Origin of the sequence: Streptomyces sp. SID4985 (assembly GCF_009863025.1) — a bacterium.
In the GTDB taxonomy this organism is placed as follows: Bacteria; Actinomycetota; Actinomycetes; order Streptomycetales; family Streptomycetaceae; genus Streptomyces.
On sequence record NZ_WWIR01000206.1, the window covers coordinates 1 to 16,327 of the forward strand.

The window sequence follows — 16,327 nt, forward strand, 5'->3', positions numbered from 1 at the left end:
CCCTCCTCCGCCTTGCGATGCACGGCACCAGACGCCGCTCCCTGATCCGGCCTGATCGACAAGACACCCCCTAGACTTCCAGTTGTGGTGAGCACCGACTGGAAGAGCGACCTCAGGCAGCGCGGCTACCGGCTGACGCCGCAGCGGCAACTCGTGCTCGAAGCCGTGGACACCCTGGAGCACGCGACCCCGGACGACATCCTCGTCGAGGTCCGCAAGACCGCCTCCGGGGTCAACATCTCCACCGTGTACCGCACGCTGGAGCTGCTGGAGGAGCTGGGCCTGGTCAGCCACGCGCACCTCGGCCACGGCGCGCCCACGTACCACCTCGCCGACCGCCATCACCATCTCCATCTGGTGTGCCGGGACTGCGAGAACGTGATCGAGGCCGATGTGGACGTGGCCGCCGACTTCACCGCCAAGCTGCGGCAGCAGTTCGGGTTCGACACCGACATGAAGCACTTCGCGATCTTCGGCCGCTGCCGGGACTGTGCCCTGAAGAGTTCAACCACCCCGTCGTAGGCTGGCCCGTATGAAGAGCCCCCTGCTGTCCCTGCCCGGCGCCGTTCCCGCCGAGGGCGTGGACGAAGGCGTCGCCGCCCACTACGGCGACCTGTTCCGCGAGCAGCGCGCCCTCGCCGACGGCGCCGGTTTCGTCGACCTCTCCCACCGGGGCGTCGTCACGGTCACCGGCGACGACCGGCTGAGCTGGCTGCATCTGCTGCTCACCCAGCACGTCAGCGACCTCCCCGTCGGCGAGGCCACCGAGGCGCTGATCCTCTCCGCCAACGGGCACATCGAGCACGCGCTGTACCTGGTGGACGACGGCACCACCGTCTGGGCGCACGTCGAGCCCGGCACCCAGGAGGCGCTGATCGCCTACCTGGAGTCGATGAAGTTCTTCTACCGCGTCGAGGTCGCCGACCGCACCGCCGACTACGCGGTGGTCCACCTCCCCGCCGGTTCCATCGCCGAGCTCCCCGAGGGCGCCGTCGTCCGCGAGACCCCCTACGGCCGCGATCTCTTCCTCCCGCGCGCCGACCTGGAGGACTTCGCCGCCCGCTCGGGCCCCGCCGCCGGCCTCCTCGCCCACGAGGCCCTCCGCGTCGAACAGCACCGCCCCCGCGTCGGCTTCGAGACCGACCACCGCACCATCCCGCACGAACTGGGCTGGATCGGCACCGCCGTCCACCTCCAGAAGGGCTGCTACCGCGGCCAGGAAACCGTCGCCCGGGTCCAGAACCTCGGCAAGCCCCCCCGCCGCCTCGTCTTCCTCCACCTCGACGGCAGCGACGTCCACCTCCCCCCACCCGGCACCGAACTCCGCCTGGCCTCGGACGGCCCCGAAGGCCGCAAACTCGGCACGGTGACCACCTCGGTACGCCACCACGAACTCGGTCCGGTGGCCCTGGCATTGATCAAGCGCAACACCCCGGTGGACGCCCCCCTCCTGGCCGGTACGACGGCAGCGTCCCAGGAAACGATCGTCGAGCCGTGACCGTAGCGCGGGCAGTCGTGCCGCTGGGGCGGCACGGGTGGGCGCGCGGCACCCCGCAAGCGCGGGCAAGCGAACTCCCCCCGCCCGCCCGCAGCCCCGGTCCACCTACATCTCCAGCAGCACCGTAAACGGCCCATCGTTGGTCAAAGACACCCGCATCTGCGCCCCAAACCGCCCCGTGGCAACGGTGGCGCCCAGGGCGCGGAGCTGGGCAACGACCTCGTCGACCAGCGGCTCGGCAACCGCCCCCGGCGCCGCCGCGTTCCACGTAGGCCGCCGCCCCTTCCGCGCATCCCCGTACAACGTGAACTGGCTGATCACCAGCAACGGCGCGTCCACATCACTGCACGACTTCTCGTCGGACAGCATCCGAAGAGACCACAGCTTCCGGGCAAGCTGAGCCGCCTTCTCCTTGGTGTCCTCGTGGGTGACCCCGACGAGGACACACAACCCCTCCCCGTCAATGGACCCCACCGTCGAGCCGTCCACGACGACACTCGCCCCGTCCACCCGCTGCACCACCGCTCGCATGCCCCCATCATGCCCGGTGGAGAAAAATGCGCCGCCCGGGTGCCCAGGACCCGTCATTACCGCCCATCCAGGGCCGTTCGGGGGCAGTCGGTCACATAGCGGCCACGCGGGGTGGCACGATGCTCCCACACGCCGGTCGAGGGGACGGTCACCACCACATGAGCACACCGAGCACCAGCGACAGGCTGGAGACGCGCCGGCCGCCCGCGCAGCGCGCGGACAGTCCGCCCGGCCCGTCGCTGCCCGTGGAGCCGCCGGAGCACGACCTGACCCGGCTCAGCCTGCCGGAGCTGCGCGCCCTGTGGCGCGACGCCCAGCGCGACGAGGCGGACCTCAGCTATGTACGGCGCCTGCTGCAGGGCCGAATCGACATCCTGCGCGCGGAGTTGGCCCGGCGCGGGGGGTCGTCCGTGCCCGCGCCGCCGGACGCCTCCGTGGTCGAGCGGCTGTCGGAGATCCTGACCGACGCCCCGGCCCGGCACCGCTCCTCCGCCCGCCACGTCACGCTGGGCACCCCGCACAACGAGGAGTACGGGCGGCTGGCCGCCGAGATGCTGGGGGAGGTCGAGCTGTCCGACCTCACCGCCCGCACGGACGCCGAACTCGCCGCCGCCATGGCCCGGTTGACGGGGTACGAGCAGGAGATCTCCCGCCGCCGCCAGCACCTCCAGCGCACCGCCGACGGCTGCAGCGCGGAGATCGCCCGCCGTTACCGGGTGGGCGAGGCGCAGGTGGACGACCTGCTGACCTGAGCCGGGCCGACCGGGCCGTGGCGGCGACCGGAAATGCGGGCGACATGCCACAGTCCCCGCATTTAACGTGACCCACATGATCGAGATCCGACCCGTCGAAGAGGACGAGTTCGAGGAATGGCAGCGCGCCATGTACACCGGCTTCCTGATGGAGCCGGTCCCTACTCCTGACCAACTGGAGGCGCACAGACGCCAGTTCGTGAACAGCCGCTCGCTCGGCGCCTTCGACGGCGGCCGCTGTGTGGGCACCTTCCGCTCCTTCGCCCAGGAGGTCACGGCGGTCGGCGGCGCGCCGGTCCGGTCGAACGCCGTCACCAATGTCAGTGTCAGCCCCACCCACCGCCGCCGCGGTCTGCTGACCGAGATGATGCGCCGCGACCTCGCGGCGGCCGAGGAGCGCGGGGACGCCGTCGCGACCCTGATCGCCGCCGAGTACCCGATCTACGGCCGCTACGGCTTCGGTGCCGCGACCCACGCCACCGCCTGGACCGTGGACGTCACCCGCTCCGGGCTCGGTTCGCGCCCGCCGGTCCTGCCCGACGGTGCCAGGATCGACCTGGTGGACGGCGCCGAGGTGCGCAAGCTGGGCCCCGCCTTCTACGAGCGGCTGCGCCCCGCCCTGCCCGGCTCGGTCGACCGGGGCGAGGTGTGGTGGGAGGCCCGTACCGGCGTTCTCCGCTTCGCCCGCGACTGGACCGAGCCGTACCACGCGGTGCTGCGCTCCGCCTCCGGCGAGGTCGAGGGCCTGGTGACGTACCGCTGCGAGGTCGACTCGCGCCTCGGTGAGCAGCCCCAGCACGCCGTGATCGTGGACGGGCTGCTCGGCTCCACCCCGGCGGCCGAGGCGGCCCTGTGGCGGTTCCTGTGCTCGATCGACTGGGTGACCAAGGTGAAGTCCGGCCGCCGCTCCCCGGACGACGTACTGCCCCACCTCCTGCCCGACCCGCGCGCGGCGCAGATCGAGCGGCACTCCGACTGGCTGTGGGTGCGGTTCCTGGACGTGGCGGCGGCCCTGGAGGCGCGGACGTACAAGCGGACGGGCGCGGTCGTCCTGGACGTGCTGGACGAGGGCGGTCCGGCCGGGGGCCGCTACCGCCTCGAGGTGTCCCCCGAGGGTGCCTCCTGCACCCGGGCGCCCGGTGCGGGCGCCGATCTCACGCTGTCCGCCTCGGAGTTGGCCACCGTGTGGCTCGGCGACGGCTCGCTGACGCGGCTCGCCGGGATCGGCCGGGTCCGGGAAGAGCGAACGGGCGCCGCCCGGGAGGCCGACGCCCTGTTCCGGACGCCGGGGCGGCCGTGGTGCCCCGACGTCTTCTGAGGTGGTCCCTTCTTCCCGGTGACGGTGCCTGAACATCCGTAGCGAACGAACGGTGCGCGTGGGCGCGGTCGGGACCTGATCCCGACCCGCCACGGGTTCTTCGGTTGTGGCTGTGCGTGCGGTGTTCTGTTGTGGCTGTGCCGATTCAGTTGTGGCTGTGCGCTTCGGTGGCCGTCCCCTGTCCGGACTCCCGGCTCCCCTCCGGAAGGGAGCCCGGCGGCCAACCACTCGAAACCTGGGCCATGTTGGCCGAGTTGGCTACCAACTCACTCTTCTTATAGCCGTCCGGAAGCGACTCATAACCATCTTTCGGTGAACTGCCGCAAGATGGCGGGAAGTTGTACCGTTTTACCGTGGACCCGGAACACACCTCGACCACTGGCCGGAAGAGGTCACGGCGGTCACCGCGCGACGTGGCCACCGGGCCCGGCGCACCCGCGCCTCCGCAGCCCACCATGGCGGCCCTCGTGCCGCGCGTCGCGGCAGCCTTCGCCGCCCCGCACGTCGAGATCGACGCGCTCTGTCTCACCTCCGTCTCCCTCACCCTCGCCGTCGGTGAACCGCTGCGGCAGATCCATGCCGGGCGGCTCGAACCGGCCAAGATCGACGTACGGGTGCTGCTGCCCTCCCGGGACATCGACCTCGCCTTCCCCGCCCCGGCCGACGGCCGCGCCGCCGGTCACGGCGCCCCGGTGCTGCGCCGACGCTGGCTGGCGCTGCGCAACGCCCAGGCGCAGGTGCTGCGCGAGAACCTGATGGCCCTGCGCACCACGCACGGCGTGGACGTCCATGTCCGGTTCCGCGCACTGCCGTTCACCCCGCCCGTCCAGCTCTATCTGCTCGGCGGCTCCGAGGCGCTGTTCGCCTACTACACGCTCGCCCGGCTGGAGCGCGAGGTCGGCGACGAGCATCTGGTGGTGTACGACGCGGAGGGCACCCGGGCGATGCTGTTCGCCTTCGAGCGGGGGGCCGGGCCGCGCGACACCGCGTTCGTGGACCAGTCCCGGAAGTGGTTCGAGGCGCTGTGGGGGACGATCAGCTCGGAGCTGGTGCTGACGCCGTAGGTCCGGGTCGATCCGAGGACAGTCCGAGTTGGCAGCCAACTCCTCTGGCCATGGCTGTCACTTGGTTCCTTCTCGGAACAACTCCCGGAAGATGACGGTAAGTTGTACCGTTTGGTCGTGACCCAGGAGAACGTGGCCGTGAACGGCGGGCGGCGTACCGCGCAGGAGATCGCCGACACCCTCCGGGAACGCATACGCAGCGGCGACCTCAGAGTCGGCCAACGCCTGCCCACTCAGGCCGAGTTGGCCGAGGAGTTCGGCGTGGAGCGCGGGGCCGTGCGGCAGGCGCTGCGGGTGCTGCACGGCGCCGGTCTGCTCAGCGGGGTCAGCAAGGGCAGCCCGCCGAGGATCGCGGAGCCCGCCCCCGCGCTGGACGAGCCGCAGCCCACGATGGTGGGCCTCGCCCCGCGCCTGGTCGAGGCGTTCACCGCGCCCCACGTCCGCGTGGACGCGGTGTGCCTGACCGCGCAGAGCCTGACGCCCGCCCTCGGCGAGCCGCTGCGCCTGATCCACGAGGGCAAGGTCCGCCCCGAGCGGATCGACGCCCGCATACTGCTCCCCTCCCGGGACATCGACCTCGCCTTCCCGGTCTCGGCCGCCCCGCGCGAACAGACCGCCCCGCGCGAACGGGACGCCCCGCGCAAACAGGACGACCACCCCGCGCGCCACCGCGACGACGACCCGGTGCACCGGCGCTGGCTCGCCATGCGCAACGCCCAGGGCCAGGTCCTCCAGTACAACCTGGAGGCCCTGCGTTCCACCCACGGCATCGAGGTGAACGTGACCTTCCGCGCCCTGCCGTTCACCCCGCCCGCCAAGCTCTACCTGCTCAACGGCACCGAGGCGCTGTACGCGTACTACATGGTCACGCGCCGCGAGGAGCCCACCGACAGCGGCACCCTGGAGATGTACGACACGCTCGGCTCCGAGTCCCTGCTGTTCTCCTTCGACCGGCGGGCGGGCCGACGGGACGCCGCGTTCGTGGAACAGTCGCAGAACTGGTTCGACGCCCTCTGGGAAACCATCGCATCGGACCTGACACTCTCCTGGTGACTTCTGAGACGACGACGCAGACTGAACCGGTGGCGACCGAATCGGCTGAGAAACCGACCGCGTACGAGATCGAGAAGCTACGGGAACTGATCGGCACCCGGATCGTGCTCTGGGACTTCGACGGGCCGATCTGCCGGCTGTTCGCCGGGCACACGGCGGAGAGCGTGGCCGTCGGGCTGGTGGACTGGCTGGCGGAGCGCGGGCTGACGGGCCTGCTCACCCCCGCCGAGCGTGGCACCCTGGACCCCCAGGTGGTGCTGCGCGCGGTGGACCGCGCCCATCCCGGCAGCGAGCTGGTGGACGAGCTGGAGCGGCTCCTCACCGAGGAGGAGCTGCGGGCCGCGGCCTCCGCGATGCCCACCGCCTACGCCGACCCGCTGATCCGCACCTGGACGGCCGTGGGCTCCCGCCTCGCCATCACCACCAACAACTCCCCGCTCGTGGTCCACGCCTATCTGGCGGGCCGGGGCCTGACCGGCTGTTTCGGCCCGCACGTCTACGGCCGCACCCCCGACCTGCACCGCCTCAAGCCCGACCCCGACTGCCTCAACCGCGCCCTGGACGCCCTGGGCGCGGAGCCCTCCGCCGCCCTGATGATCGGCGACTCCCCGGCCGACGTCGTCGCCGCCCGCGCGGCGGGCGTCCGCTTCGTCGGCTACGCCCGCGACGAGCGCCGCGCCAAGCTCCTGGGCGACTCCGGCGCGCGCACGGTCCTGCCCTCCCTGGAGCCCCTCCTCGTAGCGCTGCGCAGCTAGCGGACGCTCGGCTTCCGGGGCCCTGCGGCCGCGCCGCTGGTACGTGTGTACGTCCGCTCGTCGGCCAGGGCGACCGGGTACGGAGCGGCGCGGCCGTAACGGCCTCCACCCGGCCGGAAAACCGGTACCTTGCTGCCACTTCGCGCCCGCCGGGCAGGGCGCGCACGGCGAGAGATACGGGCGCATGTCCCACGGAACGACTTCCCCCGCTCGGCAGCGCGCTGCCGAGATGAGCGGCGACGACAGCGTGATCGAAGGTCCGCTCCACGGCTACCACCACGAGACGTACGTGTTCCCCCTGCCGGGCGGGGACCGGGCGGGGCGGTGGAAGTGCCGCGAGCCGAGGGAGGGGCTGCTCTGGTTCGACCGGCGCTGCTTCGCCTCGGAGGAGCGGCTGCTGGCGGCCCTCGGCGGCCGGGTGCGGGGCGCCCCGGAGATCGTGGAGGTCGGCGGGCTGCGGCTGATGCGGTTCGTGGAGGGCCGTACGCTCGGCTCGCTCCACCCCTCCGGCACCCAGGTCCCGGAGCTGCTCGGCCACCAGATCGTCCGGCTGTTCGGCAGGCTGGCCCGGGTCGACCCCTGGGGCCTGACGGTCGAGCGGCGCTGCCAGGAGCAGGACCGCCCGGCCGACGGCGACACCGACGGCTTCCTGGAACGGCTCGTCCACTTCACCGAGCACCAGGTGTACCGGGCCAACCTCGACCGGTTCGGGGAGCTGTTCGCGGAGCTGGGCCTGGAGGAGGAGTCGTTCACCCACCTCCGCAAGCAGGTCTCGGGCCTGGCCCGCCGTCCCTTCCGGCTGCTCCACGCGGACCTGCACCGGGAGAACCTGATCGTCGACCCGGACGGCGTCCTCTGGGTCATCGACTGGGAGCTGGCGATGGTCGGCGACCCCCTCTACGACCTCGCGACCCACCTCCACCTGATGCGCTACCCGGCCCCGCAGGCGCGGGACATGGCCGAGCGGTGGGCGGCGGTGGCCGAGGCCGTGCGGCCCGGGGCCACGCGCGGCTGGCGGTACGACCTGGAGCGGCTGCTCGCCTACAAGCGCGCGCAGTCCGTCTTCACCGACGTGATCCGTACGGCCCTCTCGCTGCCGCCCGCCCCGGCCCCCGTGACCGAGGCAGCCGCCCGGCTCGTCGCCGTCCTGACCGAGGCCGCGGATCCACTGGGCCTCACCCCGCCGGACGTCCCGGCCGTCGCCGAGGCGCTGCGACGGTGGCGGCGCGGATAGGACATCCTGCGGGACATGCTGCTCTTCCTCGACATCGACGGCGCCCTCATCCCCTACGGGGCGCCCGACGACGCGTACCCGGTGTACGAGCACGGGGTGGCCGGGCCGTCCGAGGCGCATCCGCTGCTCTGGCGGGTCGACCCCGCCCTGGGCGCGCGGCTGACGGCGCTGGGCTGCGAGCTGGTGTGGGCCTCCACCTGGATGGACGAGGCCAACGAGATCCTCGCCCCCTGGCTGGGCCTCCCCCCGCTGCCGGTCGTCGAGTGGCCGGACGAGGACGAGCCGCCGGGGCTGCTCCACTGGAAGACACGGCCGCTGGTGGCCTGGGCGGCGGGGCGGCCGTTCGTCTGGGTGGACGACGAACTGACGGAGGCGGACCGCGCGTGGGTCGCCGTACATCACCGGGGCCCGGCCCTGCTGCACCGGGTGAACCACGTGTACGGGCTGACGGACGCGGACTTCGGGGCGGTGCGGGGGTGGCTGGGGGACCAGGGAGTACTCCCGTAGGGGACCGGGGCGATCAGCCGCTCGACCGTGTCCAGCCGCCGCGCGTCGGTGAGATGCCGGAAGCCGAACCGCGCGCGGGCCGTGGACCAACGTGCCCGTGCCGTACCGCGCGGGGCCCGAACGGCGCGCCCTACCGGGGAACCGGCACGCTCCCGCACCAAAACACCGTCTCCGTCAGCAGTTCCGGCGTGACGGCGACACCGGTCAGGTGCTGCGCCAGGGCGAAGGCGGCGGCGGAGGAGACGTCGGGGTCGGGGCTGTCATCGCCGAAGTGGAACCCCATGGGGCCCATGGCGGGGAGGAGTTCGTCGGGTGTGCTGCCCACGCGCTCCTCGGGGAACATGGGCTCGAATCCGACCCGGACCACGCCGTCCTCGGCCCAGAGGAAGTAGTCGAGGCCGTTGATGTTGACGAAGTGCGACACCCAGGCCGTACCGGCGGAGGCGGGCCGCGCCACGTCCTCGGTGACGCCCACGTACCCGTTGGGCTCGATCAGCAGCGTCCAGTCGCCGACGGTGGTCATGGCGACGAACTGGCGTGCGCCGTCCGGCCGGTCGAGCAACGCGAAGGCCGCCTCGACGGCGGCATCGACGCCCGTCAGCGCGGATTCCTCGCGGCCGTCGAGCCGCCGGAGCACCTCGGCGGGCGGGAGGCCGCGCACGAGCGTGACGCAGTAGGCCTCCGCCAGTTCGGGCAGGCGGTCCTCGAACCAGGCGTAATCGGCGGCGCTCACTGTCATGACGGTGATCGTGCCCCATGCCACCGACAACGGGGTCCGGGCGGCGGGCGGTACCGTCGGCGGGCCGATCCGTGTCGAGGAGCCGTCGTGATCACCGAGTACCAGCAGAAGCTGCGCGAGCGCCTTCTCGCCGCCCCCGTCGTGCCCGCCCCCGCGCCCTGGCGGCCGGTGCTGGACCGGCGCACCCCCATCGGCGGCCTGCTCGGCATCGGCTTCGCCGTGCACCCCGACAGCGGCCGGGACCTCGTCATGGTGGTGTCCGTGGACGGCCACGGCCTCTTCGACGCGGTCACCGGCGAGAAGATCGCCCGCGACCGCGATCCCGACGCCCCGGACGACCTCACCCACCCCGGCCTCGGCCCCGTCGCGGGTCAACCGGTGTCCATCGCCGGTCTGTTCGGCGGCGGCCTGCACAGCGGCTCCGGCGACGGCTGGACCGTGACCGCGGTCAGCCCCGACTGGCCCCACGACCGCGTCATCCTCTCCACCGCCGACGGCTTCCACCAGGGCGAGCCCGGCACCACCTGGTGGCACATCCTCCACTCCACCTACGCCGAACTCCGCGCCGTCGGCTTCTCCCCTTCCGGCCGCACACTCGCGGTGGCGACGAGCGCGGACCTGACGCTGTGGACGAGGGAGTAGCGGGCTCAAGTCCCTTGTAGGCCAGTCTGGTTACGGTCCTTCCTCATGGCCGACGAATGCTTCACACGCCCTCGACTCGCCGCGATCCACGACGCCCTCGATCCCGACCGGAGCGATCTCGACGCGTACGTGCGGATGGCGGAGGAGTTCGGGGCGCGCCGGGTGCTGGACGTCGGCTGCGGTACGGGGGTGTTCGCGTTGTTGCTGGCGCAGCGGGGCGTGGAGGTGACCGGTGGACGTACGTCTTCGCGGCGGACGGCGCCGTACTGACTTCGGACTCCACCCTCCGCTTCCGCGAGCGGGCAGAGGTGGCGGCGGACCTGTCGGCGTGCGGATACGTCCTGGAGGATGCCCGAGGGCCACGCGGGACCGGATGATCCCGGGATCGTCATGCGCGGGCAACCGGTCGGGCCGGTCCTCCGGTCGCGTCCGTTGTTCATGGTGCCGCGCGACGGCGCGTACACCGAATGGGACTCGATGCCCTCCGAGGAGCACCGCCCCGACGGCGACACGCACACTCCTGCTAGCGGATGCTTGCAATAGTTAGCAAGGGTGAGGCATGGTGGAGGCATGGCATCGCTCAACGTCGGCAATCTCGGTGAGTATCTGCGCGAGCAGCGGCGCAACGCACAGCTGTCGCTGCGGCAGCTCGCCGATGCCGCCGGGGTGTCCAATCCGTACCTGAGCCAGATCGAGCGCGGGCTGCGCAAGCCGAGCGCGGAGGTGTTGCAGCAGGTCGCCAAGGCCCTGCGCATCTCCGCCGAGACGCTGTACGTCCGCGCCGGAATCCTCGACGCCGAACGGGACCGGGACGAGGTCGAGACGCGCGCCGTCCTCCTCGCCGATCCCTCGCTGAACGAGCGGCAGAAGCAGGTGCTGCTCCAGATCTACGAGTCCTTCCGCAAGGAGAACGGATTCGGGGTCGGCGTATCGGAGCGGGAGACAGGGGCAGAGGGGGAGGAGCGGCCCGGCAGCGCCGAGGACGACGACGGCGACACCAGCGACACCACCGCACGCGGCACCCGCACGGCCGGCGGCAGTGATGCCGGTCCGCGGCGGACGGCCGGACAGTAGCCGGACCAGGGCTTCGGTCGCCGCACGCGGACCAACAACAACCTCAGCCGAACGCGAATCGAATCCGGGAGGACCATCACCATGGCCATCACCGACGACCTGCGCAAGACCTTCAGCGACCCGACTCCGCTCTACTTCGCCGCCGGAACCGCCGATCTCGCTCTGCAGCAGGCCAAGAAGGTGCCCGCACTGGTCGAGCAGCTCCGCGCCGAGGCCCCGGCGAAGATCGACAAGGTGCGCGCCACCGACCCCAAGGAGGTCCAGGCGAAGGCCACCGCGCGCGCCAAGGAGGCGCAGGAGGGCCTGCAGACCCGGCTCAACCAGCTCATCGGCACCCTCGACGTGGACATCAAGAAGCTCGGCGAGTCCGCCCAGGACCTCGCCCTGCGCGGTGTCGGCGTCGCCGCCGAGTACGCCGTCAAGGCCCGCGAGACCTACGAGAAGGTCGCCGAGCACGGCGAGCAGGCCGTGAAGACCTGGCGCGGCGACGCGGCCGAGGAGATCGAGGACTTCGCCATCGCCGTCGAGGGAGCGCCCGAGCCCGGCCCCGCCGCGACCCCGCTCACGGCGCAGCCCACGCCGGTCACCACCCCCGAGTCGGCCGCCGCCGCGAAGAAGCCGGTCGCCCCGAAGAAGTCCCCGGCGGCCGCCCGCAAGACGCCGCCGACCGCGAAGAAGACCACGCCGCCGGCCAAGTGACACCGCCGGACACCGCGTGAGAACGGGCCGGGCACCTTCGGGGTGTCCGGCCCGTTCTCTGGGTACGGTGGCTTTACCGACGATTCGAACCGGGTGGTGGCATTGTGCTGATGACGGCGTTCGGCGACGTGATGTGGCTGATCTACACCGCCATGCTCGTCCTGGCCGTGGTGGCCTTCGCCCTGGCACTGGTGTTCCGCGAGGACGCCTACCGCGCGGCCGACAAGCAGAACAAGGGCTTCTGGCTGATCATCCTGGGCGTCGCCGTCGCGGTGAACCTGCTCGTCCCGATGCTGTTCCTGCAGCTCGCGGGCCTGGTCGCCACGATCGTCTTCTTCGTGGACGTCCGCCCCGCCCTCACCCGCGTCTCCGGCGGCCGCGTCTGGAGCCGGAACCGCCGCCGCGGCGGCGGCAACAGCGACGGCCCGTACGGCCCGTACAACGGCGGCCGTTGACCGCAGGCAGCGCGCCCCGGCGGCAGCGTTACCGCTGCCGCTCCAGCAACACCACCGCCACGTCGTCGGTGAGGTCGCCCCCGTTGAGGTTCCGTGCCTCGTTGACGGCCGCGCGCAGCAGTTCCTCGCCGCGCAGGCCCTCGCAGAGCTGGCGGTGGATCATCGCCGTCATGCCGTCCTGGCCGAGGCGGTCGCCGTCGGTGCCGACGCGGCCCTCGATCAGGCCGTCCGTGTAGAGCATCAGGCTCCACTCGGCACCCAGCTCGACCTGCATCCGGGGCCAGCGGGCGCCGGGCAGCAGGCCGAGGGCGGGGCCGTTGTTCTCGTACGGCAGCAGGCGCGGCACGGGGGCGGTGCCGCCGGGGCGTACCAGCAGCGGGGAGGGGTGGCCGGCCAGGCACAGGCCCGCGCGGCGGCCGTCCGGGGCGATGTCCACCGTGCAGAGGGTCGCGAAGATCTCCTCGTGGGCGCGCTCGTGGATCAGTACCTCCTGGAGGGTGTCCAGGAGCTGGTCCCCGCACAGCCCGGCCAGGGTCAGCGCCCGCCAGGCGATGCGCAGCTCCACGCCGAGCGCGGCCTCGTCCGGGCCGTGGCCGCAGACGTCGCCGATCATGGCGTGCACGGTGCCGTCGGGGGTGCGCACCGCGTCGTAGAAGTCGCCGCCGAGCAGCGCGCGGGAGCGGCCGGGGCGGTAGCGCGCGGCGAAGCGCAGCCCGGAGCCCTCAAGGAGCGGGGTCGGCAGCAGGCCGCGCTCCAGGCGCCGGTTCTCCTGCGCGCGCAGCCTGCCCTCGGCCAGGCGCCGCTCGGCGGTGTCGGAGCGCTTGCGCTCGACGGCGTAGCGGATGGCGCGGTTGAGCAGCCGGCTGTCCAGCTCGTCGCGGAAGAGATAGTCCTGGGCGCCCACGCGTACGGCCTCGGCGCCGCGCTCGGCGTCGCCGGAGGCGGTCAGCGCGATCACCGCCTGCCGGGGGGCCAGCTCAAGGACCTGGCGCAGTACGGCCAGCTCGTCGGGGTCCTCCGGACGGCCCGCGGCGGGCAGCGCGAGGTCCAGCAGGATGCAGTGCACGTCGTCGGTGAGCAGCCGCTCCGCCTCGGTGAGGTTGCGGGCGGTGCGGACGCGGATGGGCTTGCCGGAGGAGTCCAGCAGCTCGGGCACGATCGGCCCCGCCGGGTCGTCCTCGATCAGCAGCAGGGTGAGCGGTGCGGCGGTGGCGCCATGGGGCGTGGTGTCGCGGCCGGCCTCCTGTTCGAGGGGGCCGCCGAACACGGTGGCGGCCCGCGCCTGACCACTTTCCACGGCCGGGATCGCCCTCTGCCGCGGTATGGGTACGGGCATCTTCCTGGGTTCCTTCGCTCCCCCCGAGGGTGGTGGTGTCGAGGGGTCTCGATCCACCGTCGGGTGACCATAGCGGTTGCGGCGGTTCCGGCGGAATGGTGTGAGCCGCGTCGCTCGGGGGCGAGGGGCCGCCATGTGCCGTGCCGCGCAAGGGGGTTCGGGGTGTGCGGGGCCGTGCCGGGATGACGAAGCTCACTCGGTGGACGGGGGGCGGGTGGAGTCGGTCACATGGGTGCGGGGGTGCCCGGTGTGACGCGGGTCACTCATGTGGACGTACGGCGGCGCGGGCGTGCGGCGACGCGGGTTACGGGCGCGGGTGAGCGGCGACACCCGGAACCCCGGTCACGCGTGCGGTCGTACGACGCCCAGGATCGGCATCGTCCCCGCCCCGGTCACCGTCACCGTGCGGCCGGGGCGCGGCGCGTGGATGATCTTGCCGTCACCGGCGTACATCGCGACGTGGGTGGCGTCGCCGAAGTAGATGATCAGGTCCCCGGGGCGCATGTCCTTCACTGCCACGTGGGGGAGCTGGCGCCACTGCTCCTGCGAGGTGCGCGGGATCGGGTGGCCCGCCGCGGCCCATGCCTGGGAGGTGAGCCCGGAGCAGTCGAAGGAGTCGGGGCCCTCGGCGCCCCACACGTACGGCTTGCCGAGCTGGGCGGTGGCGAACGCGACCGCCTTCTTGCCCTCGGCGGATGCCTTGTCGCTGATGCCGTCGAGGACGCCGCTGTCCAGCCAGGCGGTCTGCGCCGCGCGGGCGGCCTGCCGCTCCAGCTCGGCCAGCCGCTCCTTCTCCTTCTTCTCCAGCCGGGACTCGAGGAGTTCGGCGTCCGCGATCCGCTTCTCGATCTTCTTCTTCGCCGCGTCCTTGGCCGCGCGGTCGGCCTCCAGCTTCTTCATGCGGGCGGCGGCGTCGTCCGCGTACCCCCGCAACTCGTCCTGGGTGCGCGCCGTTTCGGTGAGCAGCTTCCGGGTCGCCCGCTCGCCGTTGAGGATCGTCGCCGCCGAGTCCGCGAACCGCTGCGGGTCGTCGGTGAGCAGGAACCGCGCCATGGGCGGCAGCCCGCCGTCGCGGTACTGGGCCCGCGCGGTCGCGCCCGCCTGGTCCTTGAGCCGCTGCAGCTTCCGCTTGCCCTCCGCGATCCGCTCGTTGAGGTCGTCGAGCTCGGCGGACTGCTTCTCGGCCTTCTCCTCCGCCGCGTTGTAGGCGTCGGTGGCGACGGCGGCGTCGTGGTAGAGCCGGTCGAGCTGCTCGCGGATCTTCTCCAGATCCTTGTCGGGGGTGGGCGCGGGGGCGGGCGTCGTACCCGGTGCCGGGCTGCCTGTGGGTGCGGGCGAGCCGGAGGCGGTCGCCACGGACGGTTCGGGCGGCACCGACGCGAACGCCGTACCGGCACCCGCCAGCACGGTCACCGCACACACCACGGTCACGGCGGCGGCGAGCAGGCCGCGCTTGCCCGAACCCATACATTCCCCCAAGCTGATTTACCGTCAGTAATGTGTGCTGCCCGAGGGATCGTGTCACGAATGGGCTCGAAGTGACAGAGGTGGTACGAAGTCGCACTCCCTGTTGCCTCTTTCGGACCTTTGCGACTCCCGCCCCTCCCGTACTTCCCCCGGCACGGGCGGTTGACGACGATCTTCCGCCGGTGTGACGTACGACGCGTGGAGATCGTTCCCCTGCGATTCCGGGGGGAGCCGACGGCTCAGTGTGGGCGGGGAGTCGACGACTCAGTGCGTGCGGGGCGCCAAGGCAGCCCAGTCCACGGTGACTTCGCCCTGGCGCCAGCGCGCGGGGCCGTCCGTCACCGGCCAGTCGGCCGTCAGGTCCCGGACCGTACGCAGCCAGCGCTGGCGGGCGCCGTAGGAGGCGAAGGGCGCGGCGGCGGCCCACGCGCGGTCGAAGTCGCGCAGGAAGGCGTGCACCGGTTCGCCGGGCACATTGCGGTGGATCAGCGCCTTCGGCAGCCGCTCGGCGAGGTCGGAGGGGCGCTCCAGGGAGCCGAGCCGGGTCGCGAAGGTCACCGTGCGCGGGCCCTCGGGGCCGAGCGCGACCCACACATGCCGCCGCCCGATCTCGTCGCACGTCCCCTCGACAAGGAGCCCGCCGCGCGAAACCCCATCCGCCGGGGCGAGCCGCGCGCACAGCCGCTGCCACACGGCCGCGACCTGCTCCTCGTCGTACTGCCGCAGCACGTTCGCCGCCCGGATCAGCTCCGGCCGCCCGGGCACCGGGATCTCGAAGCCGCCGTGCCGGAAGGTGAGCCCCTCGCGCTCGTACGGCCGCGCCGCCGCGACCCGCTCCGGCTCGATCTCGACGCCGACCACCCGGGTGCGGGGCGCGACGGTCCGCAGTCGCCCGAGCAGCTCGACGGCGGTCCAGGGCGCGGCGCCGTACCCGAGGTCGACGGCCACCGGCGCGTCCGCGCGGCGCAGCTCGGCGCCGTGCGTGGCCGCGATCCAGCGGTCCATGCGGCGCAGCCGGTTGGGGTTGGTGGTGCCGCGCGTCACCGTGCCTACGGGTCGGGAGGTCGCGCGGGTTGCCATGGATACGAGGGTAAGCGGGAGCGGATGCCCTTTCGGTCGGACTCGTACCGGGCCCGGACTCACGCCGAGCCCGAACGGTTGAGCGAATCATGGTCATGATTCGGTAAAGCCGCTTGATCGGGG

18 protein-coding genes and 1 pseudogene are annotated in these 16,327 nt (G+C 72.4%); 14 read left to right on the forward strand and 5 right to left on the reverse strand.

Annotated features, from left to right (window positions below; genetic code table 11):
• Nucleotides 1-84 precede the first annotated feature (84 nt).
• Together GTW40_RS08040 and GTW40_RS08045 are read left to right on the forward strand one after the other, a co-directional pair.
• Nucleotides 85-522: a transcriptional repressor gene (locus GTW40_RS08040; protein WP_018548456.1), complete on the forward strand. Its 438-nt coding sequence runs from the start codon at nucleotides 85-87 to the stop codon at nucleotides 520-522.
• Between the two features lie 10 nt (nucleotides 523-532).
• Nucleotides 533-1,498, forward strand: a complete 966-nt coding sequence (locus tag GTW40_RS08045) for a folate-binding protein YgfZ (protein WP_161179462.1) — start codon at nucleotides 533-535, stop codon at nucleotides 1,496-1,498.
• A 105-nt stretch (nucleotides 1,499-1,603) separates the two neighbouring features.
• On the opposite strand, the gene dtd is transcribed toward GTW40_RS08045, so the two are convergent.
• A complete protein-coding gene (gene dtd / locus GTW40_RS08050) occupies nucleotides 1,604-2,029 on the reverse strand; it encodes a D-aminoacyl-tRNA deacylase (protein WP_161179463.1) in 426 nt (141 codons plus the stop codon).
• A 158-nt stretch (nucleotides 2,030-2,187) separates the two neighbouring features.
• On the opposite strand from dtd, the gene GTW40_RS08055 reads away from it, so the two are divergent.
• The 7 genes from GTW40_RS08055 to GTW40_RS08085 all read left to right on the forward strand — a co-directional run bounded on the left by GTW40_RS08055 (nucleotide 2,188) and on the right by GTW40_RS08085 (nucleotide 8,712).
• Entirely contained in the window at nucleotides 2,188-2,781 is a 594-nt protein-coding gene (locus tag GTW40_RS08055) for an aerial mycelium formation protein (protein ID WP_161179464.1), read from the forward strand.
• 76 nt (nucleotides 2,782-2,857) lie between these two features.
• Nucleotides 2,858-4,099: a GNAT family N-acetyltransferase gene (locus GTW40_RS08060; protein WP_161179465.1), complete on the forward strand. Its 1,242-nt coding sequence runs from the start codon at nucleotides 2,858-2,860 to the stop codon at nucleotides 4,097-4,099.
• A 413-nt stretch (nucleotides 4,100-4,512) separates the two neighbouring features.
• A complete protein-coding gene (locus GTW40_RS08065) occupies nucleotides 4,513-5,163 on the forward strand; it encodes a hypothetical protein (RefSeq protein WP_161179493.1) in 651 nt (216 codons plus the stop codon).
• A gap of 111 nt (nucleotides 5,164-5,274) precedes the next feature.
• Nucleotides 5,275-6,216, forward strand: a complete 942-nt coding sequence (locus GTW40_RS08070; RefSeq protein ID WP_161179466.1) for a GntR family transcriptional regulator — start codon at nucleotides 5,275-5,277, stop codon at nucleotides 6,214-6,216.
• A gap of 29 nt (nucleotides 6,217-6,245) precedes the next feature.
• Entirely contained in the window at nucleotides 6,246-6,971 is a 726-nt protein-coding gene (locus GTW40_RS08075) for an HAD-IA family hydrolase (RefSeq protein ID WP_343245635.1), read from the forward strand.
• 229 nt (nucleotides 6,972-7,200) lie between these two features.
• Entirely contained in the window at nucleotides 7,201-8,205 is a 1,005-nt protein-coding gene (locus GTW40_RS08080) for a phosphotransferase (RefSeq protein WP_161179467.1), read from the forward strand.
• Between the two features lie 15 nt (nucleotides 8,206-8,220).
• Entirely contained in the window at nucleotides 8,221-8,712 is a 492-nt protein-coding gene (locus GTW40_RS08085) for an HAD domain-containing protein (protein WP_161179468.1), read from the forward strand.
• A 130-nt stretch (nucleotides 8,713-8,842) separates the two neighbouring features.
• Here the strand turns inward: GTW40_RS08085 and GTW40_RS08090 are convergent, their stop codons facing one another.
• Nucleotides 8,843-9,451, reverse strand: a complete 609-nt coding sequence (locus tag GTW40_RS08090) for a DUF6461 domain-containing protein (protein WP_161179469.1) — start codon at nucleotides 9,449-9,451, stop codon at nucleotides 8,843-8,845.
• An 87-nt stretch (nucleotides 9,452-9,538) separates the two neighbouring features.
• Here GTW40_RS08090 and GTW40_RS08095 point away from each other — a divergent pair, with 87 nt between their 5' ends.
• The 5 genes and pseudogenes from GTW40_RS08095 (at nucleotide 9,539) to GTW40_RS08115 (ending at nucleotide 12,321) form a co-directional block, all read left to right on the forward strand.
• Nucleotides 9,539-10,093, forward strand: coding sequence for a hypothetical protein (locus tag GTW40_RS08095; protein WP_161179470.1), 555 nt, complete (start codon nucleotides 9,539-9,541; stop codon nucleotides 10,091-10,093).
• Nucleotides 10,094-10,138: 45 nt separating this feature from the next.
• Nucleotides 10,139-10,470 (forward strand): annotated as a pseudogene (locus GTW40_RS08100) (hypothetical protein).
• Nucleotides 10,471-10,663: 193 nt separating this feature from the next.
• Entirely contained in the window at nucleotides 10,664-11,167 is a 504-nt protein-coding gene (locus tag GTW40_RS08105) for a helix-turn-helix transcriptional regulator (RefSeq protein WP_161179471.1), read from the forward strand.
• 81 nt (nucleotides 11,168-11,248) lie between these two features.
• Nucleotides 11,249-11,866 carry a hypothetical protein gene (locus GTW40_RS08110; RefSeq protein ID WP_161179472.1) on the forward strand — a complete coding sequence of 206 codons (618 nt, stop codon included), beginning with the start codon at nucleotides 11,249-11,251 and terminating at the stop codon, nucleotides 11,864-11,866.
• Between the two features lie 104 nt (nucleotides 11,867-11,970).
• Nucleotides 11,971-12,321: a DUF2516 family protein gene (locus tag GTW40_RS08115; RefSeq protein WP_161179473.1), complete on the forward strand. Its 351-nt coding sequence runs from the start codon at nucleotides 11,971-11,973 to the stop codon at nucleotides 12,319-12,321.
• 28 nt (nucleotides 12,322-12,349) lie between these two features.
• Here the strand turns inward: GTW40_RS08115 and GTW40_RS08120 are convergent, their stop codons facing one another.
• The 3 genes from GTW40_RS08120 to GTW40_RS08130 form a co-directional block, all read right to left on the reverse strand.
• Nucleotides 12,350-13,657, reverse strand: a complete 1,308-nt coding sequence (locus GTW40_RS08120; RefSeq protein WP_161179474.1) for a fused response regulator/phosphatase — start codon at nucleotides 13,655-13,657, stop codon at nucleotides 12,350-12,352.
• Between the two features lie 342 nt (nucleotides 13,658-13,999).
• Nucleotides 14,000-15,124: a C40 family peptidase gene (locus GTW40_RS08125; RefSeq protein WP_161179475.1), complete on the reverse strand. Its 1,125-nt coding sequence runs from the start codon at nucleotides 15,122-15,124 to the stop codon at nucleotides 14,000-14,002.
• A gap of 264 nt (nucleotides 15,125-15,388) precedes the next feature.
• Nucleotides 15,389-16,204, reverse strand: coding sequence for a class I SAM-dependent methyltransferase (locus GTW40_RS08130; RefSeq protein WP_202485561.1), 816 nt, complete (start codon nucleotides 16,202-16,204; stop codon nucleotides 15,389-15,391).
• Between the last annotated feature and the right edge of the window lie 123 nt (nucleotides 16,205-16,327).

What these genes read in the sequence shown, in the direction of transcription:
- GTW40_RS08045 (WP_161179462.1), top strand. Translation starts at nt 533, where the DNA reads ATGAAGAGCCCCCTGCTGTCCCTGCCCGGCGCCGTTCCCGCCGAGGGC.
- dtd (WP_161179463.1), bottom strand. Translation starts at nt 2,029, where the DNA reads ATGCGAGCGGTGGTGCAGCGGGTGGACGGGGCGAGTGTCGTCGTGGAC.
- GTW40_RS08055 (WP_161179464.1), top strand. Translation starts at nt 2,188, where the DNA reads ATGAGCACACCGAGCACCAGCGACAGGCTGGAGACGCGCCGGCCGCCC.
- GTW40_RS08060 (WP_161179465.1), top strand. Translation starts at nt 2,858, where the DNA reads ATGATCGAGATCCGACCCGTCGAAGAGGACGAGTTCGAGGAATGGCAG.
- GTW40_RS08080 (WP_161179467.1), top strand. Translation starts at nt 7,201, where the DNA reads ATGAGCGGCGACGACAGCGTGATCGAAGGTCCGCTCCACGGCTACCAC.
- GTW40_RS08085 (WP_161179468.1), top strand. Translation starts at nt 8,221, where the DNA reads ATGCTGCTCTTCCTCGACATCGACGGCGCCCTCATCCCCTACGGGGCG.
- GTW40_RS08090 (WP_161179469.1), bottom strand. Translation starts at nt 9,451, where the DNA reads ATGACAGTGAGCGCCGCCGATTACGCCTGGTTCGAGGACCGCCTGCCC.
- GTW40_RS08105 (WP_161179471.1), top strand. Translation starts at nt 10,664, where the DNA reads ATGGCATCGCTCAACGTCGGCAATCTCGGTGAGTATCTGCGCGAGCAG.
- GTW40_RS08110 (WP_161179472.1), top strand. Translation starts at nt 11,249, where the DNA reads ATGGCCATCACCGACGACCTGCGCAAGACCTTCAGCGACCCGACTCCG.
- GTW40_RS08120 (WP_161179474.1), bottom strand. Translation starts at nt 13,657, where the DNA reads ATGCCCGTACCCATACCGCGGCAGAGGGCGATCCCGGCCGTGGAAAGT.
- GTW40_RS08125 (WP_161179475.1), bottom strand. Translation starts at nt 15,124, where the DNA reads ATGGGTTCGGGCAAGCGCGGCCTGCTCGCCGCCGCCGTGACCGTGGTG.
- GTW40_RS08130 (WP_202485561.1), bottom strand. Translation starts at nt 16,204, where the DNA reads ATGGCAACCCGCGCGACCTCCCGACCCGTAGGCACGGTGACGCGCGGC.